This window comes from Nocardia jejuensis NBRC 103114 (genome assembly GCF_001613145.1).
GTDB lineage: Bacteria > Actinomycetota > Actinomycetes > Mycobacteriales > Mycobacteriaceae > Nocardia > Nocardia jejuensis.
On record NZ_BDBU01000074.1, the window covers coordinates 1 to 26772 of the forward strand.

The following is a 26772-nucleotide window of genomic DNA, read 5'->3' on the forward strand; positions in this document are numbered from 1 at the left end:
TCATCAGGCGCTCCTCGTACAACCTCGTTTTCCCTCAGCCTCGCAGTGCTTTTCAGCTCCGCGTCTCGGCCCCGGGTCGGTGTCCGTGTCGCTCTGACCTGGAATAAGTTACGTGTTCACCGCAATCGATGTCAAATCGCCTGGTAGTCGGCGTGGCGGGCCTGTTTCGCCCGTCATTCGCCACCTCGGGGTGACTCGATCTCCTCCCCGGTTGCGTGGCTCCTCCTATATAGGCGAGTTGTCGAATATCGAATCGACCGTCAGAGACTGTGCGGTCCGGCGGCGACTCGGTGGGAAGCAAGGTGGGCCAGGATCGCCTGGTTCGCTTCCCACCCGTCCGGGAACTTCACCGGGGCGTTCAGGTGAACCGGTTCGGTGGAGGGGTGGGCGTCGAGGAGTTCGGGGATGCCGGCTCGGCCTACGACTATGCAGGCGTGGCGGTGGCGGGAGGTCAGGACGCAGAGGCGGCCGGCCTCGAGGTGGAAGGCGCTGGCGTCCCGACGGCCGGAAAGGGGGTGGAGGATGACGGTGACGTCGTATTCGCGGCCCTGGAGGCGGTTCGCGGTGTCGACGGTTACTTCTGAGGCGGGGGTGTCGGCCAGGGCGTGCTGGATCGCGGCGGCTTGGTCGCGGTGGGCGGTGCCCACCGCGATGCGGTCGGCGCCGACCGCTTGGGACCCGCGTTCGGAATGGGCGGTGGCCGAGCGCTCCAGGAGGCGGCAGACCAGGGCGGCGATCGCGGCGACGGCTTCGCTGTCGGTGCGCAGGGCGTAGCGGGCGGGGAGTTCGTACCAGGCCCAGCCGGAGCGGGCGGCCTCCTCGAGCGCGTTGTCGAGTGGACCGCGCAGGCCGTGGGTGCCGAATTCCATGGTGCGCTGGCCGGTTTCGGTGCCGGCGACGAACGGGGTGAACGGGTAGAAGGCCCGGGACACCACGGGTGCGGCCGAGGCAGGCAGTCGCCAGGACACCGGCAGGCGGTAGATCGGCACCTGGGGGTTGTGCGCGAGCATGACGCTCACCGCGCTCAGGGTCGGGTCCCAGCTGAGGCCGGACCACTGGGCGCTCTCGACGGTGGAGAACGGGTCGAGCTGGCCCGGATCACCCACGAACAGCGCGCGTTCGAAGCGGTCGGCGATGCGCAGCAGCATGTCCGAACGCATCTGGTACGCCTCGTCGACGATGGCCCAGGACCAGGTTCCGGTGTCGACGGTCGCCCACTTGGCGGCGGTGCCGATCACGATGGCGCGGTCGGCGAGGCCGCTCGCGCGAGTCTCGCAGCGCACGCCCGGATGCTTGGCGACGCGGTCGCTCGGCCGGTAGTCCTTCGAGGAGAGCCGGCCGATGAGCAGTTCGGGGGCATCCCCGGCGAGCCGGTCGATGAGGTCGTCGACCTGTTCGTTGGTCTGCGCGACGATCATGCGCTGCTCACCGTCCAGGGCGAGTTGCCGGGCGGCGCGCACCACCAGCGTGGATTTGCCTGCGCCGGGCGGGGAGTCGACGACGATGGCACGCTCGCGAGTCGATTCGAGCTCAGCGAGGATCGCGGCGACCACCTGATCCGCTGCGTTCACGACCACTCCTCCTGCGCGTCGTCCTCGGTGGGCACCCATTCCTCCGGTGGGCCGCCGTGGGTCCAGGGCGTCTCCTCGCGCGGGGGCAGGGTGGGCATCGGGTGACCGCTGGACGGGGAGAACCGCGCCAAGCCGATCCGGTCGCCCTCCTGGGGAATACTGCCGGGATCGGGGATCAGCTTGCGCCCCATTCCGCCGGAGAGCTCCAGTTCGACTGTGTCACTGTCGATATCGATGACCGTGGCCTTCTGTTTGGGCCGTTCGACGCACACGTACTCGTCGCCGAGCGAGGCCCGGAACGCCTCGTCCAGGATCCGCACTCGAATACTCGGTCGCAGCATCTTGCGAGTTCCGCTGCCGGACACGGTCCGCAGCGGATCGATTTCGACGACAACCGCGGCGCAGGCGTCACCGATCAGCCGGTGTTCGGCCATCACCCAGGGATCGTCGAACGCGCGCTGGGCGTCGAATTCGTCCAGTGCGCGTTCACGTTTGAGGAGATTCCGCACCGCGGGCACGGCGGCGTCACGCCGGGCCTGGGGCGGGGTCTCCTCGAGGTTGACCGCGAACCAGCTGAAGCTGTTGCGGTCTCGTGCCCATCGAGTCGCGACGCTCGCGCCGGGCGGCAGCGAACGCATGATGTCGACACCTCGCCACATCAGCTGCCAGGTCGGTTCCAGCTGGGTGCGAATCGCCTGCTCCAACCGCTCGGCGGCGAGTTCTCGCGTCCGATCGTCGGCGGCCGCGTCGTAGGCGTCCATGAGCGGCTTGAGTTCCTCGTTGTCGAAACCCGGGTCTGTGGCGGGGCCGGACGGCGGCGATTTCACGGGATCTTCCGCGAGGGCGGCCGCGGCGGGCCCGGTGAGACCGGGAGGCGGGTCGATCCAGCCGAGCAGCGCGGCGAGATTCCCGTCCTCCAGCCCGGATTGCCCGGTGGCCCAGTGCGCGGAGAGCAGGCTCGTCATCGACAGCAGGGTCGCGGAACCCGGCTTGTCGACGCCCCCGGCCAGCCACGTCAGCCAACGCCCCAGCAGCGGAACGCGTTCGGGCACCGCGTACGGACCATCGATCCTGCGGAACCGCGTGGAGCGCCCGAGCAGGCGCAGGAAGGTCGCTCCGCCGGGATTGGGAACGAGCAGCTGAGGGGCGTCGCCGAAGCAGACGCTCTCCTCGCCCGACTTCTTGACGGTGACTTCCGGTGCGGTGCGGCAGGATTCGAAGTACGGGAGAATCTGGCCGGCCAGGTCGTCCAGGAAACGGAAGCGAAGGGCGCGGTCACGCGGCTGATGAGCGACAAGCAGCGTGGGCGCATCCGGGTCCGAGCCGACCATGAAGGCCAGCGGCGCCGCCGTCTCCCCGGCCATCCGCAGCGGAATCACCACCAGGGGACGATCGGACAGATGGGTGTGCCGAACCGACACCAACCGCTGCGCCCGCCCCTGCTCCGTCGCCTTCGCGCGCGCCAGGGCCGTCAGCACGCTCATCCCGCCAGTTCCTCCGACAGCGCGTGGGCACGACGCAGGATCTGTGCGATATCAGCGAATTCGGGTCCGGCGGTGACGGTTCCGCGCGCCAGGCCCAGCACCAGATCGACCCGCTCGATACCACCGAGTTGATCGCAGACTCCGCGGCCCAGGACATCGAGCGAGCCGCAGGCGCGGGCTTGCTCGCGGCACAGGAAGGCCAGTTCGCAGCTCGACATGCACTCGGGCGCGTACCTGGCGGGCAGGTCCGCGATCGCCTCGCCGAGCCCCTCCCCCGGTTCAAATGTCAGTTCCTCCGGCAGGGTCTCGAGCAAGGAGCTGATCGAGGTCATCCGTGAGAGCTGCCGCTCGATCACACCGAGCTGCTTGCGCAGATCCACGAGTTCGGCCGTCGGCCGGTTGGTGAAGTCCTTGGCGCACACCAGGATCGCGTTATGCGAGACGTCGTCCCCCGAGCCGCCGAGCTCACACACCATCTGCCGCAGGGCCAGTACGTACACCGCCGACTGCCGGGCCGCCGCGGCCACCTGTGTCGGGTCGGCCTGGCCGTCGATCACGGCGAACGATTTGATCTCCACCACGTAGAACTGCCCGGCCAGCTGGATCGCGACCACGTCGGGCTCCAAATAGGCGGCGGCCCCGGCGATGTCGATCCGCAGCATCGGGTGGTCGAACATGGTGCCCTCGCCGGATTCGAGCGCACGGGCCAGCAATTGCCGGGTGCGCTGGTACCGCAGGGTCGTAGAGGAGTTGTCGCCGACCTCGCTCAGATCGCTGAGCGCGACCTCCGGAATGCTCAATCCGAGCTTGTCCCGCAGCAGTGCGATGAGCTCGGCGCAGCCGTTGGCCTTCACCATCCGCTCGAACTCGTTGCCGCGCGTGATCGCGAACTGCGACTGACCGAACTGCGACGGAAAACCCAATTCCCTTGCCACAGTGGTCTTGTCGATGGCCGCCGCGTCAAGGATCGCGCGACGTGCGCACCCCGGGTTGGCGGTCAGAGCCGCGATGGTTCGGGCATTGTGCCGGACGGGCGGCACCGACCCGCGCAGCTGATCCAGCCGCACAGCCAAATCGTTCATCCCGTTTCGAGTCCTCGCTTGCCGGCCATTCCGAGCCGGGCTCCGAATAGTTGGGAGGCGGGGTCCGACAGTTGCCGAACCGCCCGTGCCGCGGCCGCTTCCCGCTCGGCATTGTCCGCCTCGCGATGTACGGCCAGTTCTCGCTCGGCCGCACCGATCACGACCTTCGGATCGATGTCGTCCGGAAATCCGACAACACCGGGAATGGACACGGCCAGCCGCCACAGTGTCTTGCGCGCGTCGGGCCGAATCTCATCCATTGCGACCACATGATGCCCCAGCCGTATGACAGAGGTCAGCAAATGCGCGCGCTGTGTCAGCGGGCCGACCATTCGCTGCTCCAACGGCCAGGTACTCAGCGCCATCAGACCGCGCGCGGGGGCCAGCAGATCCGTAGTCAACGCTGCGCAAATGTAATAGGGGCGGGTATAGGGCGCGGCGCGGAACGAGCGCTCCTCGTCGCGGCGCAGACTCGTCAATCGGGCTGGCACGAGTTCGCCCGAGTAGAAGGTCTCGTGGACCGCCAGGACGACTTTGGGAGCGGAGGGTACCGAGAGCAGCGTGAGCGCTCGGTGTACGTGTTCCCGGACCGGGACCAAGGACACGGGTGGAGCGATCTCGTCGAGCGGCTCTCCGAGAACTGCCGCGTCCCAGTCCTTCTCGGCCTGACGCAATGCCGCACGTAGCTGCCGGGCGCCGGTCCGATCGCCCTGCACCACCGCTCGGCGGACCGCGACGCGCAGTTCGGCGATGCGGGCCTCGAGCGCATCCGGCGTATCGGTCACGCCGACTACCGTATCCGTGAGTTCCAGTGAATTCCAGTCTTTTCCAGTATTCGACCGGCAATCGGCGAGTTCAGGTCCGGTCGCTGTCCGGCGGGATCGGGCGGGCGGAGGAATCGGCGGAGCCCTACTTCCAGGGCAGGATCGATGGACGAAAGCGAATTCGTTCGTTCGACATACGCCACTCACATCTCGGATCGACCACGGCAACAACCGATCCCAGACACATCCCGATGAGATCAGTCGAAGCTCGTCCGCGCGCGATTACTGATAGGCGCGGACCCGGACAGCGAATAGGCGCGGATCCACGCGTCCCGCGCCTCCTGGTTCAGCGTGAACGATTCCTTGATGTGGTTGATCTGCGCGGCGAGTTCGATGACGCGCTTGTCCTGCTCGCCGTAGCGCACGGCCATCTGGCTGTGCAGGCGGTTGAGGCGGGTCAGCGCGTTCTTCACCTCACCCGCGTGCACGTGACAGTTCGCGAGCTGACGCTGGCAGTACATGACCTGATCGTCGTACGGACCGCGCTCGGCGGTGAGGTCGTCGATCAGCGCGCGGTAGAGCGAGGCCGCCGCGGAGTAGTCGGCGCTCTCGAAGCCCAGGTCGGCGAGTCGCAATCGCGCCTCGACCACGTCGGCATCGCGCGAACCCAGCAGGGGCACGGCGAGTTCCACGACGGTCTGCAGTTCGTTGATGGCGGGGTCGTACCGGGAATCGTCCGCGAGGTCGCGGGCGCGCCGCATCGCGCGCTGGAGATCGTTGCGGCTGAAGTCGTTCAGCCGAGCGGAGTCGGGAAGGCGGACTCCGGCGGGCTTGGGGAGAGCTCTGGTCGGAGCCACCAGGGTCGGCGCGGTGCGAGTGGAGACCGTGGCTCCCACGGCACTCGCGTACATCCGCGCCGGGCTGTGCGTATCGCTGATCTCGGGCAGCGAGCCCAGATCCGTTGCGTAGCGCAGCAATACCGCGTGGACCGTGCTCGCGTCCTCGGGACGCTGCTCCGGAGACTTGGCGAGCATGCTCATGATGAGCCGGGCCATATCGCTCGGAATGTCGGGGCGTTCGCGGCGGATATCGGGAGCCGGGCGCTGAACCTGGTTCTGCCACACCACATACGGCGAGCTGCCGGTCATCACCCGATCGCCGGTCAGGAGTTCGTGCAGCACCAGGCCCAGTGCGTAGAAGTCGGTCTGCGGCACGATGTCCCGGCCCTCGACCTGTTCCGGAGCCATGAAGGCGGGGGTACCGAGGGTGTGGCCGGTGTTGGTGTACCTGGTCATATCGGTGTCGGGCGCGACCGCGAGACCGAAATCCAGCACCTTCACCGTGCCGTCGTCGCACAGCATCAGGTTGGAGGGCTTGAGATCTCGGTGCAGGATCCGATTGCGATGGGTGGCCGCGAGCACGGCGGCGGTCTGCGCGCCCAGCGCGGCGACCACCCCGATCGGCAGCGGGCCGCGTCGTTCGAGCAGCTTGTCCAGGGTGATGCCGTCGACGAATTCCATGACCAGATAGGGGCGTTCGGGCCGCCCGGCCACCGATCCGGCATCGTGAATCGTCGGCAGTCCGGGATGGCTGAGCCGGGCCATGAACAGCGCCTCCTGGAAGAAGCGCTTGGACCAGTCCGGATCCTGATCCAGGCTCGGGTGCGTGAATTTCACGGCGACACGGCGCTCGAGCTGGCGGTCGAATCCCTCGAAGACCTGCCCCATCCCGCCCGCCCCGATCTCGCTGATCAGTTCGTAGCGGCCGCCGACGACCTGCGGTTGCACCGCCTACCTCCGTGAGTTCGAATACGCTGACACGTCAACCTACTCGCCGGTGGAGACCGGATAGAGCCGCCCCTGAGCCAGTTCGCCGAAGCCGATGCGGACGAGGCGTTCGACGCTCTCACGCTGACGACGCCAGGCTGCCTCGACTTCGGTCAGCTGGTGGAACGCGGCGCCGTAGCGGCGCTGTTCGGCCAGAAGGACACGCGGGACGGCGATCTCGTACAGATCGATCGGCTTTCCGCCTGCGACATCGACGGCGGCGCGCAGGACTCCCGCCAGGAAGTGCGGATCCACCGCGTTCGGGTTCACGCGCACCAACCGGATGCCCGCGCCGAGCAGTACGGCATCCTGGGTGCATACCCGCACTGCCGCTTCGGTGCTCATGACGACGGCCACGTCGCCGGGGCGAACCAGCACCGCGCCGGGGCTGTCGATATTCCCCCATCTGGATGGTGCGCGGCCGAGCCGGATGTCCTTCGCGCACAGCATCGGGGTATCACCGCTGACCGAGCCGACGGTTGCCGGTGCTTCGTGGATGGTGACGGCCTCGGCCTCGACCAGGTCCTCCAGAGAGATCGAGCCGGGCGGGACGGGGTTCGGCCGAAGGAGCGGGGGTTCCGCTACGCGCTGGTCAAGCAGGATTGCACGTATTTCGAGGTATTCGTCCGGCGAGTCGGGGGCAGGCCCGCCAAGTCCGCGCTCCAGGAACGAGGCTGGAATCTGATGAGAAGCACTGTCCTGCTTCACAATCTACTGTCTCCCCCCACATCGACCGGACGCATTGCCTTCGCCGATCCGCAGCAACGGTAGCAGCGTGGTGGGGAAATGTGCGCACGAACGGTTTCAGCGCCCAGGCCCCGTGGCGCTGTCGTCGTCACTGGGTGCGAGCGCACCGGCCGTGAGACCCGTCGTGAGAAGTTCGGCGGCGTCCTCCGCGGCGTAGGTGGCGCGGCGGGCCGAGGTGCGCAGCTGGAACAGGCGGCAGAACATCTCGCCGTAGCCCTGTTGTTCGGCCAGCGAGAGAACCGGCACGCGCAGGCGGCTCGGATCGAATCGGACGGTGGATGTTCTTGTCACGGAGATGTTTTCAGCTCCGGTGAGGAAGCCCGCCAGGAACCAGGGGTCCAGACGTGTCCGATCGACGCGCAGTGTGTGCAGGTGTGGTCCTCGGATCGCGCCCGAATCCTGTGGTCCGGCGACGCGGGCGCTGCGACCACCGGTCCGGTCGCTGCGTACCGCGGGGATGAGAACGTCACCCTCGCGAACCGTGACCTCCTCCTCCGGGGAGGCCGAGGCGAGGGTGCCGGACGCGGGGACGCCGGTCGCGACGTCGGGTGCGGTCAGGACGGGACGCGCGTCATCCGCTCCCGAACGGCCGGTCGTCGGTGGGCTCGTCTTGATCCATTCGAGTTGAGCGTGATTCGACAGTTCGGCGACGGTGACGAAGCGCCACGACTTCCCTGCCGAGGCGGACCAGCCGGTCAACGCCTCGGTGGCCGCCGTCAATTCCGTTGCCACGGCGGTGAGTCGGCGGATCGCGGCATCGACGTCCGAGGACACCGCACCGCCGTCGAGCGAGGATCGGACGTACCGCGCAGGGGTGAGGTCGACCTCGTCGTCCAGAACATCGACCACCCGGACCACCGTCGCCACGCCGGGTTGCGTCACGTCGGAGTCCGCGCCGTCGAACGCGCGCCATGCGCGCAGCGCGGCCTCGGTCACGGCTGCCAGGTCGACGCGATCCTCCCCGTCGGAGCTGGTGGGCAAGCCTGTCGTATCGATGAAGAGCATGGTGTCGGGTACCGGCGCGCCCGGCCCCGGGCGGCGAAGCACCCAGATCTGCAGACCGACGTGCCACGGCTGCGCGATGCCCGGAGCCAAGCCGATCACGGCGCGGAGGGCTCCGGTGCGGGCCAGCTTCGCGCGGATCTTGCGTCCGGAGGCACGGGTCGCGACGGCGGGAGGCAGCAGGAGTACAGCGGTGCCCCCGGGACGGAGGTGGGCGATCGCATGCTGCACCCAGGCCAGCTCCGATTCGCCGCGTGGCGGTGCGCCGCCGAAGTCCCAGCGGGTGTCGAAGGCCAATTCCGCTGAGCCCCAGTCACGTTGGCCGTAGGGGGGATTGCAGAGGACGGCGTCGGCGCGGAGATCGGGGAATGCGTCCGCAGTGAGGCTGTCACCGATGCGCACGGTGGGGTCGAGGTCGGCGGATTCCAGGAGCAACCGGGTGCGGTGCGCCTGTACAGGTAAGGCGTCCTGTCCGGAGAGGTCGGATGCGCCCGTCGCTGCCGCCGCCAGGAGCAGAGAGCCGCTGCCGCAGGCAGGATCGAGGACGGTACGGGGCCGATCGGTCGAATTCGCCAGTGCCGCCATCAATTCCGCGATCGGGGCGGGCGTGATGTAGACGCCCGTCGCGGGGCCGTCTTCCAGGGCGCGCTCGGCCAGTGCGTCGATCGCGGCGCGGATGCCGTCCGCCGTCGCGGCGCGGTCCATCGCTCGAATCGTGTCGTCCGCGAAGTCGCCGCGCTCGGACGACGCCCAGGTGTCTCCGGATCGCCGCAGCGACTCCAGCAGTTGCGCGACAGCCGCCGGCGCCGCGTGGCGCATCATCGTGCGCAGCTCGGAGGTCGGCGACTCCGACGCCTCGACGCCATGGCCGGTCAGCCATTCCTGCACCTCGAGCAGGTCGAACAGTGGCCGGGACTCGCTCCCGTCGATGGCCTTGGGGAAGTCCGCGTGCCGTCGCCGCCAGTTGCTGACCGTGGCGCGGGTGACGTTCGCCAACCGGGAGATCTCCGCGGCGCTGACCGTTGACGCGGGCTTCGGCATGCCCCTCCTCTCGTGGACGTTCCCCCAACCCTGCTCGAAGTGTTGGCAAAAATCAATCTCAGAATTCGTGTTGACAATGCTTTCACCCACTTCTAATGTTTTGCAACGTCGAGATAACGACCCTCGGCTCCACCGGCTCCTCCACTGCATTCGGCGTGGTCGCCGGACCTCCACCCGCACGACTCGGACGGCACCCGCATCGGGCGTCGTCCGATCGGTCGCACCCTCACGAAGGAATCGAAAACCCATGCGTCGCACGCTCATCACCGCATTCGCCGGCATCGCGCTCACCGGACTGGCCGCCACCGGCGTCGCCCACGCCGACCCCGCCACCACGCTGCACGAGGGCACCCAGGTCGTCGGCCAGGACGTGCAGCCCGGGCTGTACCACACCGCCGGACCGCGCGAAGAGGACTACGGCTCCTGCTTCATCACCTGGCTGCCCTACCGGGGCGCGAAGTCCTCGGAGCTGATCGATATCCAAAGCTTCACCGGCGCTTCGGATATCCGGCTCAACGACGGTGACGTCGTCGACATCAGCGGCTGCCGCTGGGCTCTGGCGTGACGATCCGCCACCTGCCGCACATCGATCGGTAACGGGGAGTCCGATCGGCGACCGGGACGCCGCAGCGCGCGGCGTCCCGCTCTTCCCATCACGAATCACCAGTCACGAATCACCTGGAGTGTCATGACCTATCAGCCCGGACCCCAGCCCTACACCCAGGGCCCGGTTCCCCCGCAGTACCCGACGCAGCCGCCGCCCAAGAAGTCCAACACCCTCAAGATCATCCTCATCGTGCTGGCGGTGATCGTCGCGCTCTGCGGGATCGGCAGCGTGCTCACCGGCAAGGACGACAAGGGTGCGAAGGGTTCGTCGACCAGCGCGCCCGGCGACGGCGCGGCCGCCGACAAGGCCCCGTCCCCCGGCCTCAACACCCCGGTCCGCGACGGCAAGTTCGAGTTCGTCGTCACCCAGGTTCAGTCCGGGATCAAGGAAGTCGGCGACAACCAGTACCTCCAGAAGACCGCGCAGGGCAGCTACACGATCGTCTCGATCACCGTCTCCAACACCTCCAACAAGCCGTACGGCTTCTCCCCGAGCGACCAGTACCTCTTCGACGACCAGAACCGTAAGTTCAGCAACGACGCGGCGGCGGGCATCAACCTGCAGTCCGATACCAGCTTGTACGCGGATATCAATCCGGGGAACACGGTCACGGCGCAGATCGTGTTCGATCTGCCGGCGGGTGCGGTTCCGGATCACATCGTGCTGCACGATTCGATGTTCTCCGGTGGAACGACCGTCTCGCTGCGCTGACATCGCGTCGCATATCGGTGAGCCGCTGCATCCCGTCCTCCTACTGATCGCCGCCACCTTCGATGTGGGCGGCGATCAGTAGCGTCCCCGCTACCTCAGCCGGACACGGGGTGAAACCTGTTCAGCCATAATGCAACTGACGACCTACTGCCCCCGTAGCGCGGCAGCGAGCTCCTGCCAATTTTCCACCAGACGTGGTGGGAGGTCATCCGGAACATGTGTCGCTTGTTCGCGATCGGTCGTGATCGCACCGTCGAACTGGGGCGAAAACAACGTTCCTCCGGTCAGTGCGAGGACATCGAACAGAAACCTCTCCATGTTCTCCGTACCCAGAGGTCGAGGTAATTGGATCACTCCGGCGTCGGACAGGTCGACCTCGGAAGCCTCCTCGCCATCCCGGAACGCGTACACGCCATCGCGACCGGTGGGTTCCAGCGAAAACTCGGAAACGATACGGCCGAGTGTCGTTCGCTCGAAGGGAGTTACCTCTCCCCCATCCGCAAATTTGCAGATGGTGTAGAAAAAACTCAACCGATTCACCTTTCCTGCAACGAGCCGAGTCAAGCGGGCGGAGTGTAGGCGACAACGATGCCGTCGATCTGCTCATCGACGAACAGTTGCTGCAGAGCGGCGGCCGCGTCCTGATCCGCGACGTGCCATTCGATTCTCCGACCGCCCGCAGCCTGTACCTGGTTTCGCGCTTCGGTCAGAAGTTTGCCGTAACTGGATGCCTTGAACCAAGGTTTCGGCCGCCAACGGCCGTCCGGTCCACGCTCGAAGAACTTCTGGTACGAGGGGCCTTTCGCGTCCAACAGGGTCCCGTTCTGGTCATAACCATCGAACCGCACGCCGTTCACGGTGTATTCGATCGAGGCGGGAAGGCCGGTTATCTGCGACTGGTAGGGGGCGGACTTCTCGGAGTGCGCGATGTTTTCGACGGTCCACTGCCCGATCTGATCCGGAGCGGGGATCGCACGCAGGCGATCGCCGTTGTCGGCAACGATCTGCAGAATCTGCTGGACCTGCTCGGGAACCAACGCCCGGACCTCTGATTGAACCTTGACCTCGACGCTGTGCATGCGGCCGTCAGCGGGCACCGAGTAGCTCACCGGGCAGCTCGCGGTACCGGATGCGTTGGGTGCCATCTGTATCTGCTGGCTGCACGACCCGACAAACGCACTGTCCAATGTGAACGTGAATGTCAGTGTGGCATAGACCGATTTCATGTCGGCTGCACTGCCCGACACGGTGTTGGTCAGCGTCGCGTTCGCCACGCACGAATACTCGGTGCAGGGTGCGAGGTCCACTTTCCCCTGAACGGTCAGCCTGACGTCGGTATCGACCGCGGAGATCAGATCCGTTCGCCCGATCTGAGCCATCTGATCGAGCATCGACTGGGTTCGGCTTCGGGTCATCGCCGAGGTGTCGAGCGTGAAGGTGCCGAGTTTTCGATTGAGCGAAGCCTGTTGGTCTACATCGATTCTCGTGATCTCACCGGGTGTGGCGGCTGGTTGAGGGAGCGCAGGCGGCTGACGGTGAAAGTCAGCGGGCTGGATTCGATGATCGGACCACAGTCTGTCACCAGGCGTCGGTGGAAGCACGGACGTGGTGATCGGAGGCGAGGTGGACGCCCTCGGAGCGCCCCCGGACGACGTCGGCACGGCAGATCCCGAGGATGAAACCCCCGAAGGAAGCACAGATTTCGACGTACCCGGCCAGTCCTTGTCGACCGCGACGTAGACGGTGTATGCCCCGCTCGAGAACGGCACCGACCATCGGCCGTTGATGTCGACCGGTTTCCCGACGCCGACCTGGCCCTCATCATGAACTGCGAGTGCCAGCTTGGACGGCGCGAGTTCAGTACTGAAGTCGATTCCGAAATAGTCCGCGGCGACCTTTGCCCACTGACCCGCCAGCTTCTCCGCATCATCGGAGGTTCGTCCGGCGGCGGTCCAGAATGCGCTCGGTGCTTGAAGGAATGCCATCCCGTTCACGCCGTAGTACTTCGCCGAGATTCCGTTCTCGGTCACGGTTCCGGTCGCGCAGCCGGACTGCGAGATCTCTAGATCGACCTGGATATCGCGACCACCGACAGTCCTCAGCGAGCCGGTGTAGTGCTGCCCGGGCGCCTGCGCCATCGCCAACTGCCCGAGCGCGAGATCCTGATGCGCTGTCGCTTCGACGGATCGAACAGCCTCACCCTCGATGGTGCGAGGGAGAACCATCCATACGACCGCTCCGGCAAGCAGGAACAGAGCGATCGCGATCACCCACCGCGTCCATGCTGATCGATGTCCGAGTTTCGACGAATTTTTGCCCGACATACGAACCCCCGCTTGATCTTTCGAACAAGATCCCCAAGTCCTGAGTCTATCGACCATGAGGGTTGCCACAGTGTGTGCCTCGTCACCGCCCGCTCGGCGGACGCGGACCCCGGGACAGGCGCATCGTGGCAGCCGGTAGTCGATGGATCGAATCCGCGTGCCCCCCTGGCCGCATCGGTGCGAGGATCGGAAGTCGTGCGGAATGAAAACGAAGTGCTTTTCGATCGGGTGCGTGGGGCGCTGCTGGGTGGGGCCGTCGGGGATGCGCTGGGGTGGCCGATCGAGTTTCTTGCAGTTGGAGCAGATCAGGAAGGCGCATGGGGTGGAGGGGGGTGACGGCTCTGAGCAGCGCGCTGGCGGTCGCGCATCTCGGTCCGCCGACGGCGGAGCGCGTGGAGCAGATCGGAGAGGGCTGGGTCGCCGAGGAATGTCTCGCCATCGCGGTCTATTGCGCTCTGCACGCGTTCCGGACCGGTGATGTGCGCGGTGCGTTGCTGTTGGCGGTCAACCACTCCGGGGACTCCGACTCCACCGGGGCGGTGGCGGGCAATCTGATCGGGGCGATCCATGGGTTGTCCGCGCTGCCCACGGAGTGGGTTACCGCTGTCGAAGGCCGCGACGAGTTGGTGCAGATCGCGGATGATCTCGTGTTGAACTTCTTCTACGGGGAGCGGTCTCGGCTCGGGGACCGCTATCCGCTGGATGCTGCGCTGGGCTGAATGGGAGGCGAGTTCCAGCCTCAGTGTTCAACTAACTTGTCCGGCAGCGCAGTTCAGCCTTTCCAGACCTCACTGGTAAGAAAGCTGTCCCACTGACGGGCCGAGAACACCAACGCCGGTCCGGTCGGATTCTTCGAGTCACGCACACCGACCGCCCCGGTCGACAGATGGGCGATCTCGACGCAGGTGTAAGCGTTCGGACTCTTGCTGGACTTGAACCATCGGGCACCGGATAGATCGGTCACGCCTCGCACTCCTCTGCTGCCCTCGAAAACAGTTGACTGGTCTCACTTTCACTCAACGCTACCTCCTCGATTCCAGCGATCGCCCGGCGATGACGGTCGACGACATCGCGATGCTCCAGGTAGAGCGCGCCTTTCCTGCGCAGCAGCGCGGCACCGACCGATGGGTCGCCGCGATCACCTCACGGATAGAACGTGAACGTGTCACCGACGCCGCAGTAGGTCGCCGTATTCACAAGGGACGGCATTCGACCGATTTGTCCGAACTATTGGGTGATCGAATCATTTCCACGTGAACAGACGTAATGCGAGGTCGCGCTATGCGACAATTTTCGGAGATGCTTACCGAAAGTCCATACGTCCCAACCACTATGGGTGGGCGCGATGGCACACTGCCACAGGAATAGCGGACTGCGATCTAGCAGACAAATCCGACACGGTGTCACATTCTCGTTCATTGAATCGATGGGCTGAGCACAGATACGGATCTGTTCGCCATAACTTCGAACATTCGAGGAAATCCGCCAATATGACCAATCCTCAGTTTCCTCAGCAACCCATGCCCGGACAACCGCAGGCTCCGTACTACCCGCCGCCCCCGCCGAAGAAGCGCGCCGTCTGGCCGTGGGTCCTGGGCGGCATCTTCGCCTGCATCCTCCTCCTGTTCGGCGGCTGTGCGCTGATGATCGGCAGCGTCGCCAACGAAGTCTCCAAGCAGGACGAGAAGAACACCACCACAGCACCTTTGGGGACGGAGGTGCGCGACGGCAAGTTCGGCTTCGTCGTGACCCGCGTCGACCCACCGGTCGCGACCGTCGGCGACAACCAGTTCCTGCAGAAGGACGCCCAAGGCGAGTTCGTCCTGGTCTACGTCGACGTCACCAACACCGGCGACAAGGCGCAAACCTACTTCGGCCAGAACCAGAAGCTGATCGACGACCAGAACCGCGAGTACTCGAACGACACCACCGCCGAACTGAACCTCAACAAGGACGTCACAGCCGAAATCAACCCGGGCAACAAGCTTTCCGTGGTCATCGCCTTCGACGTACCCAAGGGCACAGTGCCTGCGGCGATCGAGTTGCATGACTCGATGTTCTCGGGTGGGGCGCGCGTCGCGGTCAAGTAGGAGTTCGCAGCCACTCACTCACGCTCGCGTGAACGACGTGCGGCGGAGGTCAGCTCCTGACGAATCGGGAATTGACCTCCGAGCGGCACTTCTCGTGCCGATCGAATTCGACGACTGCGTGAGGCTATTCGACCAGCGCGAACGGTACGCGTGTTAAAGTCGCGGCGAGGTTTGTATCGAGTACGAACTTGCCGGGGGATTCGGTGGCTGAAATTCTCGAAGTCGATCTTGCAACGCTGGAGGGTCTGGCGACCGAGCTCGTCGGTCAAGCAGACGCGATCGGCAAGATCGCAATCACCAAGGCGGTGACCATGCCTGGATCACCTGTCTCGGAGGTTTCAGCGCTGACCGGCGAGGCCGTGCAGAAGGCGTACGGCACGATCGGCGGTCAGATCCGGACGCTCGGAGAACGCGCTCGAACGGCGGCGGGATCGTACGAGGACATGGACACCGCCAACCGCGATCAGCTGGACCGATACGGCCGCGGCGAAGGCGCGAATTGACGACGATCAGTCATGTGCGCGGGTGCGATCCCCAATCCATGATCGATTTCGCCGCGGACATCGTTGTTCAAAACGACAAGTTCGTTGCCCAGGTCGGGTCGATGGAGCGGTCGGTGGACAACGCCATGAACAAGTGGCGAGGCGACGGTGCGGCGGCAGCCAGTGAGCGGTCGGTGGCGGACAAGCTTCGCGGCAACCACCTCGCGACGGCCATTCTCGGCATTGTCGACGACTACAACACCTACGGGTCGCAGCTCGAGGGGCAGCGCGACGCGCTATTGAAGGTCGCAGACGTCGAGATCCCGGCGGCCGGGATGACAGTCGACGACGATGGAACGGTCACCGCGCCAAGGGTTCCCACGGGCGCGGACGAGGCGAATCCCGGGGCGAGTGCACTGGCTCAGCAGGTGCTCGACAGTCAGGCATCAGGATTACAGACGCGCGTCAAAGCCTTGCTGACACAGTTCGGCGATACGGAAACCGCTGCGGCACAAGCTATTCGCTCCAGTCTGCAGGAGCTTGGCCAGTACCAGAGGGATCCCGACGGCGCTCCGGCACGATCCGAGGTGCAGTCGATCCTGGACGGTAGGTCGCAGTTGCCGGCCGATCCCAGGAAGCTGCACGAGTTCTGGGAGACGCTGACCCCGGCGGAAAAAGACGCGCTGTACGGCCACGACTCGTACCTGGGAAACCGCGACGGGCTGCCGACTGCCGATCGCGACCACTACAACCGGCTGAAGCTGGACGACGAGTTGACCCGTGCCCAGAACGGCGACCCGGGGATGCAGGGCAAGCTCGGAGACCTGCAAGCAATCCAGACGACTCTCGATGGACACCCGGACGCGATGCTGATGGTGATGGATACCCAATCGGGGGACTTGGCGCACGCCGCGATTTCGCTCGGTAATCCCGACACCGCCGAGAACGTATCGGTTACCGCACCCGGGCTGAACACCAACGTCAAGGATTCCCTCGGGGCCATGGTCAACGAGGCCGCGAAAGTGCGGGACACCGCCACGGACCGGCTGGACAAACTTCCGACCGACGATCCCAGGCATGGTCGAGATGTGGCGACGATCGCGTGGATCGGGGCGGATACGCCACAGGGTGACTACAAGGACGCGGCAGCCGATCTGAACGGCGACACGGTGCGCGGATATCTACAAGTCGCCGACGACCGCTTGGCCAAGGCAGGTGCACAGGACCTCGCATCCTTCTACGACGGCCTTCGCGCGTCCCACGACGGCGATCCGGCACACGTGACGGCGGTCGGGCACTCGTACGGATCGCTGATGACCTCACACGCACTCCAGGATCTCAGGGACTCGGGACGGCAGTCGGTCGATGATCTCGTCGTTTACGGGTCACCAGGGTTAGGTTTGGGCTACGAGAACCCTTGGTGGCCAGCGAGCGGTGACGCGAGAGTGGAGGACCTGGGTGTGAGTGTCGGACATCGGTACGAGATGACCGCGGACAGCGACAAAGTCGCCGAGTTCCCCCGGTTCGGACCGAACCCGCAGGCGCTGCCGGGGTTCACCCATCTGGAAACCGGAGCGAGCGTGACCGCGGACGGCGTGCATCGGGACCGAGCCTATGGCCACAGTGAATATCCGCGCACGGGTACCGGCGGCGAACTCCGGACATCGGGATGGAACGTCGCCATGATCGTCGCCGGTCTTCCGGATCAGGCGGTGGGGAAACATTGATCGCCAACGGAATCCGTCGGATAGGAATCGTGACGGCCCTGAGCATCGCGGTGATCGCGACGACGACAGGATGTGACGAGGTGGATACTCCCTACAAGAAAACGGGACCGGGTGAAACCAGCGATGCCGAGCAGAAATTGCGGTCCCTGCCCGCCCTCGAGGAAACTCGGGCACAACTCACGCAGGCAGTCGAAGAGCTCGCGGCCTACGCGAGTTCGCTCACACCAGGATTGACCTGGAGTTGGACCCGCACCGACCGCCAACCACGCGCCTGTGATGCGCCTTTCGACCAAACGACCGGACGGCAGCTCGCATTGCCGAACTACATCGCACAGGGCGGCGACACCGCACACGGGGGCGGCATATCCGATGAAGTGTGGCCTGCGGTGCGGGACAAAGCTCGCGAGCTCGCGTCCGGGCTCGGCGCGACCGAGAATGATCCGTTCCCGTTCGAGGAGAAGGTCGGCGATCGCGAGGCCCGCTTCTACGGCGCGAACGGCACCGTCCTATGGCTCAGCACTCGGGGCATCAGCAGCAACACCGGGTGCCGGCTGCTCGCGGCGGAGAAGACATCCACGAGTACCGCCGCACCATCGAGCGAAGCACCCAGGTGACGCCCACACCGCCATGAGGACGTAGCGAATCCGACCAGGGGGGTAAGGACAATGACTGAAGCTCGGGGCAATTCCGATCAATTGGGCTTGAAGGTACAGCGGGCCCAGCACGCACTCGAACAAGTTCGTGGAGTCGGGATCGTGGAGGGTATTCGGGTGATTGTCGATGCCGAGGGCCATCTACTGTCGGTGACGGTCGATGAAGAGAGCATCATCATGTCCGCCTATCGCGCGGCGCTGGACGACAAGCGCCCCAAAGTCGATGCGGCTTTGCGAGAACTCAGAGCCGATGCGAACTTCGAAGCGATATCCACCTATACGACCGCGAACGGAGCGAGGCGGGAGGCCGAGCGTGTGGAGCGGCAGCGGAAGATCGATGAAGCAGAAGACGACTACGCTCCGCCGGACGTAGTCACGGATTCGAAGCACTGGTAGGTCTTCAGGCGTGCCTTTGATCACCTATCGCAATTTCGTTGTGCGGCTTGACGTTCTGCCACGCAGCATCCAGCTCTACCGACAATAGTTCGGCAAGCCGTTCATCTCCCCCAGGCCAATTTGATCCTCGTCGTAGCCAGGAAATCCGAGGTCAGCTCCCGAAGAGCAAGGAATTGGCCACCAGGACCGTACTTCTGACGGAGGCTGCCGAAGTCGGTGAACTCAGCGGCTGCTGCGATCTGGTTGGACTCGGGGATTCGGGTGGGGAAAAGGCGTGGGAGGGAGCGGTTTTCGCGGAGTTCGTCCAGGATGCGCTGGTGGACCGCGGAGGAGCGGCGGTACTTGGTGATGACCACGCCGAGTTCGGTTATCGGGGTGGACCATTGGGAGGCGAGGTGGCGGACGTGGGATTGGACCGGGGGGATGCCGTAGGTGGACATGAAGTCGGGGATGGTGGGGATCAGGTAGCCATCGGCGATTCGGAGGCCGTTCTGGGTGATCATGCCCAGGTTCGGCGGGCAGTCGATGAGGACGAACTCGTAGTCGGTGAGTAGGCCGGAAACTGCCTTGGCGAGCACGGTTGTCGGGTCCGCGCCGGTCAGGCGAGTCATGTCGTCCTGGAGGGCAATGAGTTTCGGGGAGGCGGCGAGCAGATCCACCGAGGTGACCACGTTCATCGGGGAGACGTGGTGCTGCACCAGGCCGGCGGCGCTCCGGGGAGGCTGGCGCATGAGCGCGTCGATGAAGATCGAGGCGAGGGTGTGATCGCTGGAATCCAGTTCCGCAGCGCGTTTTTCACCGACCATCATGGTGGTCAGGTTTCGCTGCGGGTCGAGATCGATGAGCAGGACTCGCTTACCGAACTCGACCGAGAGGATTTCGGCGAGAGCGGCGGTCGTGGTGGTCTTTCCGACTCCGCCCTTCAGATTGAAGGTCGCGACCACGTACGGACGGGACTGCCCGGGGGTAGGTTTCGGCTCCCAAACCCGTTGCGGGCGGTCGAATTGCAGCGTTCGGCTCGACTTGGCCGGCCAATCCCAGACCTCGTCCCGAGGCGCGACGACCTCCACCGAGCTCACAAAGTCGCTCGCGGCCACGTCACCACGCAATTCCACCAAACCCAACACCCTTCATCACCATGACCGTCCTGCGGTCCGGGTCAGCCTAATAACTCCAGCGTCACGAAGCGCGTACAACACGACGGTCAGTACGCAGAAGTCCGGGCGACCTGTCCTCGGCGGAATCACGGCGGGCCCAGAACCCGGCGGGAGGACAAGCGACCACTCAACGCCGAATCAGCTGATCAGCGTGGTCGTCGGGAGCCGATCATGAAAGGATGAGCGTGTGACCACCGCCCGACCAACCTCCGTCATGAATCCGCTGTTCAGTATCGGCTACGAGGGCCGGGACGTAGACGAGCTGATCGCGATGTTGCTACGGGCACGGGTTGCGACTGTCGCGGATGTCCGTTTGACCCCGATATCCCGTAAACCGGGATTGTCGAAGACAAAGCTGGCGCTCGCGCTGGACGAAGCCGGAATCCGATACGTGCATCTGAGAGAACTCGGAAATCCGCGTGATAACCGTGCACCGTTCCGCGAGGGGACACCAGACGGCCGTAATCGCTTCGCCGAGATCCTGAATCGAACCGAGGCGCTCGAAGCGATGCGCGCGGTCCGGGAACTCATCGACGACGGGCCAGTCGCTCTTCTCTGCTTCGAGCGTGACCACTCGACGTGCCACCGCCACATGATCGCTGAAAGCATCCACACGGGCGCGGCAGGGCTCGACGTAATCCATCTGTGACGCAGCTGGTTACAGCAATGTGAGCTGGTCCGGGTCAGTACCAGCAGGCAGATTGGGGTACCAGGTCCCCAACACCTCGAACGATCTTCGATACCTGGCCTGATTGCCGATGAAGAAATGCAGATCTCGCCTCGGATCACACATCTGCCCCTCCCACTTCTGCCTCAATCTCCGCTCGACACCATCTGGGCCGTACTTCCGCAGCCACTCGCGTCCCGCCTGTCCTACCTCCCAATCGAGGCATTGCTGCTGATGACCGCGGCAGGCAGGATCCGTGCAGCGATATCGATATGCGATGCGGTACGGCATCGGCTCGAGCGTGTCGATTTCGTCGTCGAAAAGAGTAGGGGCGCTGGCCGCTTCAGCCTTCCACTGTTGCTGGGGAGTCCATGGACTTCCCCGTGAGATCGTCATCTCCTCGACGAAGGGCTTGACCAGTCCGAGGGAAGGCGCCGGACGGCCCATCGCACCCGCGGGGTTCGCACGAATAAGCGCACAGGTGCTCGTAGCGCCGATCAGATGACCGATGAGGGCACGACGCGCGGACCACTGTCTTCCGTCCGATTCCATGTGCCCGACGACCTCCAGTGAGCGCTGATCCGGCCGATAGGACTCAATTCGCAGATCACGAGCGTCTCGCTTCCGAACGTCCACCTCGACAATGTCGTACTTCTTGAACCGCATGACCGCCTCGGCATTGCGGAACTTCATGGGGTAGAGACGAATCCACGTCGGAGACCGCTGATCCAGACGAACACCCGCAACGCAGACCGTCTCGCCGTACGCGTCCGACGGGCTGGGGTAGGTCTTGACGGTGATCAGCACTCGAGCACGTTCCACATCGATCTGCATCGAAAACCCCCTTGCATCAATGCCTTTCAAGCTTATGACGCATCGACTCGCTGTCTCACTACTTTCGATCGCCGTGAGCGCGAGTTGAGCGATCGAGGATCACCGCAATGAGGGCTGCGCTTTGTAACTCGCATCCGCTCCCCTTTGCCTGTGTCTCAGCCGTCGCATCCCACCCGTGAACACGGCGCATGCAGACTTGCCCGTATCCAGGGAGTCCCGATACTCCCGACGGGTTCGCCTTGGACTACCACTCGGCCGACGGTCGTCGGCAGACGAAACGGCCTCGGCGGCGGCCGTGATCCCCCATGGGTGATACCGCCGGAATGGGGTATCCACCGCCGGTAGCCCCACTCACGAAGCATTAGCCGCCCCGCCCGAATTGGGCGGGCAAAACGGACTTGTGGGGCATGATCAGAGTTACGGGCAACATCGCGGCAACGGTGAACGGTACGAAGGGGTCTTCGTGAATACATCGACGGGTTCGCAGAGCGCGGCGGAGAGTTCGACGCCGGGGGCGGACAACCTGGTCCACGTCATATTCATTACCTCGGCCGCGGCCATGGGCGGGTTCCTCTTCGGGTACGACAGCTCGGTGATCAACGGGGCCGTGGAGGCCATCCGGGATCGGTATGACGTCGGGTCGGCGGGGTTGGCGCAGGTGGTGGCCATCGCGTTGATCGGATGTGCGATCGGCGCGGCGATCGCGGGGCGGATCGCGGATCGGATCGGGCGAATCCATGTCATGCGGATCGCAGCGGCGCTGTTCACGGTGAGCGCCATCGGATCGGCGTTGCCGTTCGCGCTGTGGGACTTGGCGATGTGGCGCGTGCTGGGTGGCGTGGGAATCGGGATGGCGTCGGTGATTGGGCCCGCGTACATCGCGGAGGTGTCGCCGCCGGCGTATCGGGGGCGGCTGGCGTCGTTTCAGCAAGCGGCGATCGTCACCGGTATCGCCACCTCGCAGCTGGTGAATCTGGGGATTCTGAAGTTCGCGGGCGGGGATCAACGCGGGGAGATCGCGGGGATCGAGGCGTGGCAGTGGATGTTGGGGGTCATGGTGATTCCGGCATCGCTGTACGGGCTGTTCTCGTTCGTGATTCCGGAGTCGCCGCGGTATCTGATCTCGGTGGGGCGGGTGGACAAGGCGAAGAAGGTGCTCGCCGAGGTCGAAGGGGAGAACTCGGACCTCGATGAGCGGGTCCGGCAGATCGAAGGGGCGATGAAGGGGGAACACAAGTCGACGTTCCGGGATCTGCTGGGGTCGCGGTTCGGGTTCCTGCCGATCGTGTGGATCGGTATCGGGCTGTCGGTGTTCCAGCAGCTCGTGGGCATCAATGTGGTGTTCTACTACTCCTCGACGCTGTGGCAGTCCGTCGGGATCGATCCGTCGAGTTCGTTCTTCTACTCCTTCACCACCTCGATCATCAATATCGTCGGTACGGCCATCGCCATGCTGCTGGTGGATCGGGTGGGGCGGAAACCGCTGGCGCTCATCGGATCCGCGGGCATGGCCACCGCGCTGGCGTTGGAGGCGTGGGCGTTCTCCGCCAAGACGGTGAACGGGGACTCGGTGGAGTTGCCGACCGCGCAGGGTGTGGTCGCGCTGGTGTCGGCGCACGTGTTCGTGTTGTTCTTCGCGCTCTCGTGGGGCGTGGTCGTGTGGGTGCTGCTGGGTGAGATGTTCCCGAACAGGTTGCGCGCCGCCGCGCTCGGCGTCGCGGCCTCGGCGCAGTGGATCGCGAACTGGGCCATCACCGCGAGCTTCCCGAGCCTGTCGGATTGGAACCTGTCGGGGACCTACGTGATCTACGCGGCATTCGCGCTGCTGTCGATTCCCTTTGTCCTGAAATGGGTTCCGGAGACCAAGGGCAAGACCCTGGAGTCGATGGGCTGAGCTGCACGAAGCGCCGGATATGAGCGAATCGACGCCAGGTACCGTTGGGCGGTGAATCCGACTGATACCCGATCCCTGCAACGCGGCGACCTCGACACTCGTGAGGAGAACCTGCGGCTGCTGCTGGAGCGGGCCGAGGGCGGGGACGCGTCGGCCGCGGAGGCGTTGCGGACGCTGGTGCGCGACTATCCCGACTATCACCGGTCGCTGTACAGCCGGGCACTGAATCGGGCGGCGGTGTTCGGCGAGGACAGCCTCGAGGCGCCGTTGCTCGCGGCGCTCGCCGACACTCGATACAACTGCCAGGCCTGGGCCGCGATGGGATGCGCGGAGCTGGGCTTCCGCGCCGCGGTTCCGGGACTGGTTGCGCTGCTTGACCATTCGCAGGAGATGGCGCGCGAGCAGGCGGTGATCGCGCTGGGCGTGCTCGGCGGTGAATCCGAGGTGCCGGTGCTGGTTCCGGTGCTGCGGGATCAGATCGGGTATCTGCGCGAGCGCGCCGCCGAGTCGCTCGGGATGATCGGGGGCGATGCCGCCCTCGCGGCGCTGTGGGAGGAATTCGAGAACCGGAAGTACTACCGGATCGGGTACATCGCCAGCGCGCTGTCCACGTTCGCGCCGGAGATCCTGCCGAGGCTGATCGAGGCCGCGGACAGCCGTGACGCGGACCAGCGATACTGGGCGGCGGTCGCGCTCGGATCCACGGGCGACGATCGGGCCGTGCCGACGCTGGAACGGCTGATGGCCCAGGATCGCGGAACCACGGTGTTCGACGGGGTGGTGGGAGTGGCCGCCAAGAAGGCGCTGCGGACGCTGCGGCGCATTCAAGCCGCGATCGCGGCACGCGAATCCTGAGGCGCGCACAGCTCCTGTCGAATCAGGCCGAGGCTTTCCCGCGAACCCATCCGGAGCGACGAAGGAACCACCATCGGATGGCCGCGAACCCCGTCGTGCCCAACCGGACCAATCACGCACCGCCCAGTAACGTGTGGGCCATGACAGCTGTTGCAGATCGTTCGCTCGGACCGGAATTGGCGCGCACCTCGAGTATCGGGGACGCTGATGTACTCGTCATCGGGCTCACCGCTGCCGATGACGGGCCCGCGATCGCTCCGGCAGACGCGTTCGGGGACGTGCTCGACGACGACACCCGCGCGGCCCTGCTGGCCTCGCTCCTGGCGGTCGGAGCCAAGGGCAAGCCGGAGGAGCTGACCCGGGTGCCCGCGCCCGCCGGACTCGGCGTGGACAGTGTGCTCGCGGTCGGGCTCGGGCCGGTGGACAAGGTCGACGCGGAGCAGATCCGCAAGTCCGCCGGTGTTGCCGGACGGGCGCTGACCGGGGTCGGTACCGCGGTCACCACGCTGTCCGGACTGGATCTGGGCGCGGCGGCCGAGGGGTTCTATCTCGGGGCGTACCAGTTCACCACGTTCAAGTCGGGCAAGTCCGCGCCCAAGCCGGGTGACCAGCCGGTGAACCGGGTCGAGTTCCTGGTTCCCGATGCGCAATACGGCGAGGAGGCGTTCTTCCGGGCGCAGGCCGTGGCCGAAGCCGTCGCCACCGCACGCGATTTCGTCAATACTCCCCCGAGTCACCTGTTCCCGGCCGAATTCGCTTCCCGGGCAGCGGAATTGGCGCAGGCCGCCGGGCTCCAGGTCGAGATTCTCGACGAGAACGAGTTGGGCGACAAGGGATTCGGCGGCATTCTCGGTGTCGGCAAGGGATCCTCGCGTCAGCCTCGGCTGATCCGCATCACCTACGCGGGCGGCGACCCGAAGGTGGCGCTGATCGGCAAGGGCATCACCTTCGACACCGGCGGCATCTCGATCAAGCCCGCGGCCGGCATGGAGAACATGACCTCCGATATGGGCGGCGCCGCGGCGGTGATCGCCACCACGTTGCTGGCGGCACGACTGAGCCTGCCGCTGACCGTCATCGCGACCGTGCCGATGGCCGAGAACATGCCGTCGGCCGACGCGCAGCGACCGGGTGACGTGCTCACCCAGTACGGCGGCACCACCGTCGAGGTGATCAATACCGATGCCGAGGGACGGCTCATCCTGGCCGATGCCATCGTGCGCGCGGGCGAGGACGATCCGGACTACATCATCGACGTCGCCACCCTCACCGGAGCGCAGATGGTCGCGCTCGGCACCCGCACCCCGGGCGTCATGGGCACCGACGAATTCCGCGATCGGGTCGCGCGCATCTCGCAGTCGGTCGGCGAGAACGCCTGGGCCATGCCGCTTCCCGCCGAACTGCGCGCGGACATCAACTCCAAGATCGCCGATCTGGCGAACGTGGCGCCGCACCGCTGGGGCGGGATGCTCTCGGCCGGGCTGTTCCTCAAGGAGTTCGTGCCCGAGGGCGTGCAGTGGGCGCACCTGGACGTCGCGGGCCCGGCCTACAACACCGGCGGGCCGTTCGGCTACATCGGCAAGGGCGGGACCGGCGTACCTGTCCGCACCCTCATCGCGACGCTGGAGAACATCGCCGCGGAGTAGACCGCTATCGGTTCTCCTCGATCCACGCCCGCCGCTCTTCGATGCGGCGGCGGGCGTCGTGATCGCGCATCCGCTGCGGATACCCGACCCGCCGCGCGTCGTACACCGGGATGCCGAGCAACGCCGAAAGCCGCTGCGCGCCACGCTCCCCCACCGGGCGGCGGGTCCACTCACCGTCGAAAGCCACGAGCACGGCCGATACATCCGACACCGTGGTGCGCGGCTCGATGAAAGCCTCCACCCCGCGATGGGTCCGGCTCCACTCCTTCAGGTACGCCGTGTCGAGTGGGTCCGCGTCACCCTTGCGAGACACGCCACGACGTCCGAACAGATCCAGAAACGCCATCGGGCAACCTCCTCTCCGGATCCGATATCACTGCGCCTACCACTCGATAGTGCCAGTTCAGAGCGCACGAATCCGCCTCGGAGACAACTTCTGGGCAGCATCACAGACAGTCTTCAGGCCGGCCTCAGGCAAGCGCCGCGAACACCCCTCGCGAGTGCGTCCGCGGCGAGACACCGTTGCCCCGGAAAACGACCGCGCTCGATCATCGATCGGAAACCGGCCATATCGGGCACGCATGAATGCGCCCGAAGTTCGCCCGCGACAGGCACGGTGGACGCACCGCCCGGGGCTGCGGGAACGGGTTCGAGTGAGGCGAACCCCGGCCCGCGCACAGGCGGTTGTGCGACACGGTGAGGCCGCGCGGTGGCCATCCCTGTGACACGCCGCACGGGAACAAGTGCAAGGATGGGGACTCGGAACAACAAACCGAAACGATCTTCGGGGGCCGCAGAGTGATCTGTGGCCGAGGGTCTTTCGCCGCGACCAGCGGCGGTGGGCCTGCCGGAGACGAACTGTTTAACCCGTCGAGCAGTCAGAGGAGTCAACGGACATGGCCTTCTCCGTCCAGATGCCAGCTCTTGGTGAGAGCGTCACCGAGGGCACTGTGACCAGGTGGCTGAAGCAGGAAGGGGATACGGTCGAGGTCGACGAGCCGCTGCTCGAAGTCTCCACCGACAAGGTCGACACCGAGATCCCGTCGCCTACCGCCGGCGTGCTGGTCAAGATCAGCGCCCAGGAAGACGACGTCGTCGAGGTCGGTGGCGAGCTCGGCGTGATCGGCGACGCGGGTGAGGCTCCGGCCCCCGCAGCCGACCCGGCTCCTGCCGCCGCACCTGCCCCCGAGCCCGAGCCCGAGCCGGCCCCTG

28 protein-coding genes are annotated in these 26772 nt (G+C 65.6%); 15 read left to right on the top strand and 13 right to left on the bottom strand.

Features of this window, described 5'->3' with window-relative positions:
* Nucleotides 1–260 precede the first annotated feature (260 nt).
* The 7 genes from NJ1_RS36515 to NJ1_RS36545 form a co-directional block, all read right to left on the bottom strand.
* Entirely contained in the window at nucleotides 261–1571 is a 1311-nt protein-coding gene (locus tag NJ1_RS36515; protein WP_245717741.1) for an AAA domain-containing protein, read from the bottom strand.
* Nucleotides 1568–3055: a hypothetical protein gene (locus NJ1_RS36520; protein ID WP_067704530.1), complete on the bottom strand. Its 1488-nt coding sequence runs from the start codon at nucleotides 3053–3055 to the stop codon at nucleotides 1568–1570. The genes NJ1_RS36515 and NJ1_RS36520 overlap by 4 nt, the downstream gene beginning before the upstream one ends.
* Complete coding sequence (locus NJ1_RS36525; protein ID WP_067704533.1) at nucleotides 3052–4137, bottom strand: hypothetical protein; 1086 nt, start codon at nucleotides 4135–4137, stop codon at nucleotides 3052–3054. The genes NJ1_RS36520 and NJ1_RS36525 overlap by 4 nt, the downstream gene beginning before the upstream one ends.
* Complete coding sequence (locus NJ1_RS36530) at nucleotides 4134–4922, bottom strand: hypothetical protein (RefSeq protein WP_067704537.1); 789 nt, start codon at nucleotides 4920–4922, stop codon at nucleotides 4134–4136. Before NJ1_RS36530 ends, NJ1_RS36525 begins: the two co-directional genes overlap by 4 nt.
* Before the next feature lie 236 nt (nucleotides 4923–5158).
* Nucleotides 5159–6688, bottom strand: coding sequence for a serine/threonine-protein kinase (locus NJ1_RS36535; protein WP_084479231.1), 1530 nt, complete (start codon nucleotides 6686–6688; stop codon nucleotides 5159–5161).
* Between the two features lie 39 nt (nucleotides 6689–6727).
* Nucleotides 6728–7435: a hypothetical protein gene (locus tag NJ1_RS36540; protein WP_067704540.1), complete on the bottom strand. Its 708-nt coding sequence runs from the start codon at nucleotides 7433–7435 to the stop codon at nucleotides 6728–6730.
* A gap of 96 nt (nucleotides 7436–7531) precedes the next feature.
* Nucleotides 7532–9517, bottom strand: a complete 1986-nt coding sequence (locus NJ1_RS36545) for an N-6 DNA methylase (RefSeq protein WP_067704542.1) — start codon at nucleotides 9515–9517, stop codon at nucleotides 7532–7534.
* Between the two features lie 247 nt (nucleotides 9518–9764).
* On the opposite strand from NJ1_RS36545, the gene NJ1_RS36550 reads away from it, so the two are divergent.
* Complete coding sequence (locus NJ1_RS36550; RefSeq protein WP_067704545.1) at nucleotides 9765–10082, top strand: Rv1352/Rv1906c domain-containing protein; 318 nt, start codon at nucleotides 9765–9767, stop codon at nucleotides 10080–10082.
* 123 nt (nucleotides 10083–10205) lie between these two features.
* Nucleotides 10206–10835 carry a DUF4352 domain-containing protein gene (locus tag NJ1_RS36555; protein WP_067704548.1) on the top strand — a complete coding sequence of 210 codons (630 nt, stop codon included), beginning with the start codon at nucleotides 10206–10208 and terminating at the stop codon, nucleotides 10833–10835.
* Between the two features lie 144 nt (nucleotides 10836–10979).
* Here the strand turns inward: NJ1_RS36555 and NJ1_RS36560 are convergent, their stop codons facing one another.
* On the bottom strand, nucleotides 10980–11366 hold the full coding sequence (locus NJ1_RS36560; protein ID WP_157574616.1) for a hypothetical protein: 387 nt from the start codon (nucleotides 11364–11366) through the stop codon (nucleotides 10980–10982).
* 29 nt (nucleotides 11367–11395) lie between these two features.
* A complete protein-coding gene (locus NJ1_RS36565; protein WP_067704552.1) occupies nucleotides 11396–13105 on the bottom strand; it encodes a Tox-REase-5 domain-containing protein in 1710 nt (569 codons plus the stop codon).
* Between the two features lie 21 nt (nucleotides 13106–13126).
* Here NJ1_RS36565 and NJ1_RS41215 point away from each other — a divergent pair, with 21 nt between their 5' ends.
* Both NJ1_RS41215 and NJ1_RS36570 read left to right on the top strand, forming a co-directional pair.
* A complete protein-coding gene (locus NJ1_RS41215; RefSeq protein ID WP_501193533.1) occupies nucleotides 13127–13495 on the top strand; it encodes an ADP-ribosylglycohydrolase family protein in 369 nt (122 codons plus the stop codon).
* A complete protein-coding gene (locus NJ1_RS36570) occupies nucleotides 13492–13878 on the top strand; it encodes an ADP-ribosylglycohydrolase family protein (protein WP_245717742.1) in 387 nt (128 codons plus the stop codon). The genes NJ1_RS41215 and NJ1_RS36570 overlap by 4 nt, the downstream gene beginning before the upstream one ends.
* Before the next feature lie 53 nt (nucleotides 13879–13931).
* On the opposite strand, the gene NJ1_RS36575 is transcribed toward NJ1_RS36570, so the two are convergent.
* Nucleotides 13932–14123 carry a DUF397 domain-containing protein gene (locus tag NJ1_RS36575; protein WP_067704558.1) on the bottom strand — a complete coding sequence of 64 codons (192 nt, stop codon included), beginning with the start codon at nucleotides 14121–14123 and terminating at the stop codon, nucleotides 13932–13934.
* Nucleotides 14124–14212: 89 nt separating this feature from the next.
* On the opposite strand from NJ1_RS36575, the gene NJ1_RS36580 reads away from it, so the two are divergent.
* The 6 genes from NJ1_RS36580 to NJ1_RS36605 all read left to right on the top strand — a co-directional run bounded on the left by NJ1_RS36580 (nucleotide 14213) and on the right by NJ1_RS36605 (nucleotide 18507).
* Nucleotides 14213–14416, top strand: a complete 204-nt coding sequence (locus NJ1_RS36580; protein ID WP_067704561.1) for a hypothetical protein — start codon at nucleotides 14213–14215, stop codon at nucleotides 14414–14416.
* A 233-nt stretch (nucleotides 14417–14649) separates the two neighbouring features.
* A complete protein-coding gene (locus tag NJ1_RS36585) occupies nucleotides 14650–15249 on the top strand; it encodes a DUF4352 domain-containing protein (RefSeq protein ID WP_067704563.1) in 600 nt (199 codons plus the stop codon).
* 188 nt (nucleotides 15250–15437) lie between these two features.
* The gene (locus NJ1_RS36590; RefSeq protein WP_157574620.1) at nucleotides 15438–15752 is read left to right on the top strand and encodes a hypothetical protein; all 315 of its coding nucleotides are present in this window, start codon (nucleotides 15438–15440) and stop codon (nucleotides 15750–15752) included.
* Nucleotides 15753–15790: 38 nt separating this feature from the next.
* Nucleotides 15791–17458 carry an alpha/beta hydrolase gene (locus NJ1_RS36595; RefSeq protein WP_067704568.1) on the top strand — a complete coding sequence of 556 codons (1668 nt, stop codon included), beginning with the start codon at nucleotides 15791–15793 and terminating at the stop codon, nucleotides 17456–17458.
* 29 nt (nucleotides 17459–17487) lie between these two features.
* Nucleotides 17488–18072 carry an LppA family lipoprotein gene (locus NJ1_RS36600; RefSeq protein ID WP_169813257.1) on the top strand — a complete coding sequence of 195 codons (585 nt, stop codon included), beginning with the start codon at nucleotides 17488–17490 and terminating at the stop codon, nucleotides 18070–18072.
* 51 nt (nucleotides 18073–18123) lie between these two features.
* On the top strand, nucleotides 18124–18507 hold the full coding sequence (locus NJ1_RS36605) for a hypothetical protein (RefSeq protein ID WP_067704572.1): 384 nt from the start codon (nucleotides 18124–18126) through the stop codon (nucleotides 18505–18507).
* Between the two features lie 101 nt (nucleotides 18508–18608).
* Here the strand turns inward: NJ1_RS36605 and NJ1_RS36610 are convergent, their stop codons facing one another.
* Nucleotides 18609–19451, bottom strand: a complete 843-nt coding sequence (locus tag NJ1_RS36610; protein WP_067704584.1) for a ParA family protein — start codon at nucleotides 19449–19451, stop codon at nucleotides 18609–18611.
* A gap of 400 nt (nucleotides 19452–19851) precedes the next feature.
* Between NJ1_RS36610 and NJ1_RS36615 the strand changes: the two genes are divergently transcribed.
* On the top strand, nucleotides 19852–20313 hold the full coding sequence (locus NJ1_RS36615) for a DUF488 domain-containing protein (protein ID WP_245717743.1): 462 nt from the start codon (nucleotides 19852–19854) through the stop codon (nucleotides 20311–20313).
* 9 nt (nucleotides 20314–20322) lie between these two features.
* On the opposite strand, the gene NJ1_RS36620 is transcribed toward NJ1_RS36615, so the two are convergent.
* Nucleotides 20323–21165, bottom strand: coding sequence for a DUF8757 domain-containing protein (locus NJ1_RS36620; RefSeq protein ID WP_245717744.1), 843 nt, complete (start codon nucleotides 21163–21165; stop codon nucleotides 20323–20325).
* A 463-nt stretch (nucleotides 21166–21628) separates the two neighbouring features.
* On the opposite strand from NJ1_RS36620, the gene NJ1_RS36625 reads away from it, so the two are divergent.
* The 3 genes from NJ1_RS36625 (at nucleotide 21629) to NJ1_RS36635 (ending at nucleotide 25560) form a co-directional block, all read left to right on the top strand.
* Nucleotides 21629–23059 (top strand): sugar porter family MFS transporter, encoded by a 1431-nt coding sequence (locus tag NJ1_RS36625; protein ID WP_067704590.1) that lies wholly within the window; start codon nucleotides 21629–21631, stop codon nucleotides 23057–23059.
* 51 nt (nucleotides 23060–23110) lie between these two features.
* Nucleotides 23111–23914: a HEAT repeat domain-containing protein gene (locus NJ1_RS36630; protein WP_067704579.1), complete on the top strand. Its 804-nt coding sequence runs from the start codon at nucleotides 23111–23113 to the stop codon at nucleotides 23912–23914.
* Between the two features lie 140 nt (nucleotides 23915–24054).
* The gene (locus tag NJ1_RS36635; RefSeq protein WP_067704593.1) at nucleotides 24055–25560 is read left to right on the top strand and encodes a leucyl aminopeptidase; all 1506 of its coding nucleotides are present in this window, start codon (nucleotides 24055–24057) and stop codon (nucleotides 25558–25560) included.
* A 4-nt stretch (nucleotides 25561–25564) separates the two neighbouring features.
* Here NJ1_RS36635 and NJ1_RS36640 read toward each other — a convergent pair whose 3' ends face one another.
* On the bottom strand, nucleotides 25565–25906 hold the full coding sequence (locus tag NJ1_RS36640; protein ID WP_067704581.1) for an oxidoreductase: 342 nt from the start codon (nucleotides 25904–25906) through the stop codon (nucleotides 25565–25567).
* A gap of 550 nt (nucleotides 25907–26456) precedes the next feature.
* On the opposite strand from NJ1_RS36640, the gene NJ1_RS36645 reads away from it, so the two are divergent.
* Nucleotides 26457–26772, top strand: a 316-nt coding sequence (locus tag NJ1_RS36645) for a biotin/lipoyl-containing protein (protein ID WP_305781583.1), incomplete at its 3' end; no start/stop codon positions are given.

Bases quoted from the DNA above. Each gene is read 5' to 3' on its own strand.
- NJ1_RS36520 (WP_067704530.1), bottom strand. From the start codon at position 3,055: ATGAGCGTGCTGACGGCCCTGGCGCGCGCGAAGGCGACGGAGCAGGGG.
- NJ1_RS36525 (WP_067704533.1), bottom strand. From the start codon at position 4,137: ATGAACGATTTGGCTGTGCGGCTGGATCAGCTGCGCGGGTCGGTGCCG.
- NJ1_RS36545 (WP_067704542.1), bottom strand. From the start codon at position 9,517: ATGCCGAAGCCCGCGTCAACGGTCAGCGCCGCGGAGATCTCCCGGTTG.
- NJ1_RS36550 (WP_067704545.1), top strand. From the start codon at position 9,765: ATGCGTCGCACGCTCATCACCGCATTCGCCGGCATCGCGCTCACCGGA.
- NJ1_RS36555 (WP_067704548.1), top strand. From the start codon at position 10,206: ATGACCTATCAGCCCGGACCCCAGCCCTACACCCAGGGCCCGGTTCCC.
- NJ1_RS41215 (WP_501193533.1), top strand. From the start codon at position 13,127: ATGTCCGAGTTTCGACGAATTTTTGCCCGACATACGAACCCCCGCTTG.
- NJ1_RS36580 (WP_067704561.1), top strand. From the start codon at position 14,213: ATGACGGTCGACGACATCGCGATGCTCCAGGTAGAGCGCGCCTTTCCT.
- NJ1_RS36585 (WP_067704563.1), top strand. From the start codon at position 14,650: ATGACCAATCCTCAGTTTCCTCAGCAACCCATGCCCGGACAACCGCAG.
- NJ1_RS36595 (WP_067704568.1), top strand. From the start codon at position 15,791: ATGATCGATTTCGCCGCGGACATCGTTGTTCAAAACGACAAGTTCGTT.
- NJ1_RS36605 (WP_067704572.1), top strand. From the start codon at position 18,124: ATGACTGAAGCTCGGGGCAATTCCGATCAATTGGGCTTGAAGGTACAG.
- NJ1_RS36620 (WP_245717744.1), bottom strand. From the start codon at position 21,165: ATGCAGATCGATGTGGAACGTGCTCGAGTGCTGATCACCGTCAAGACC.
- NJ1_RS36635 (WP_067704593.1), top strand. From the start codon at position 24,055: ATGACAGCTGTTGCAGATCGTTCGCTCGGACCGGAATTGGCGCGCACC.
- NJ1_RS36640 (WP_067704581.1), bottom strand. From the start codon at position 25,906: ATGGCGTTTCTGGATCTGTTCGGACGTCGTGGCGTGTCTCGCAAGGGT.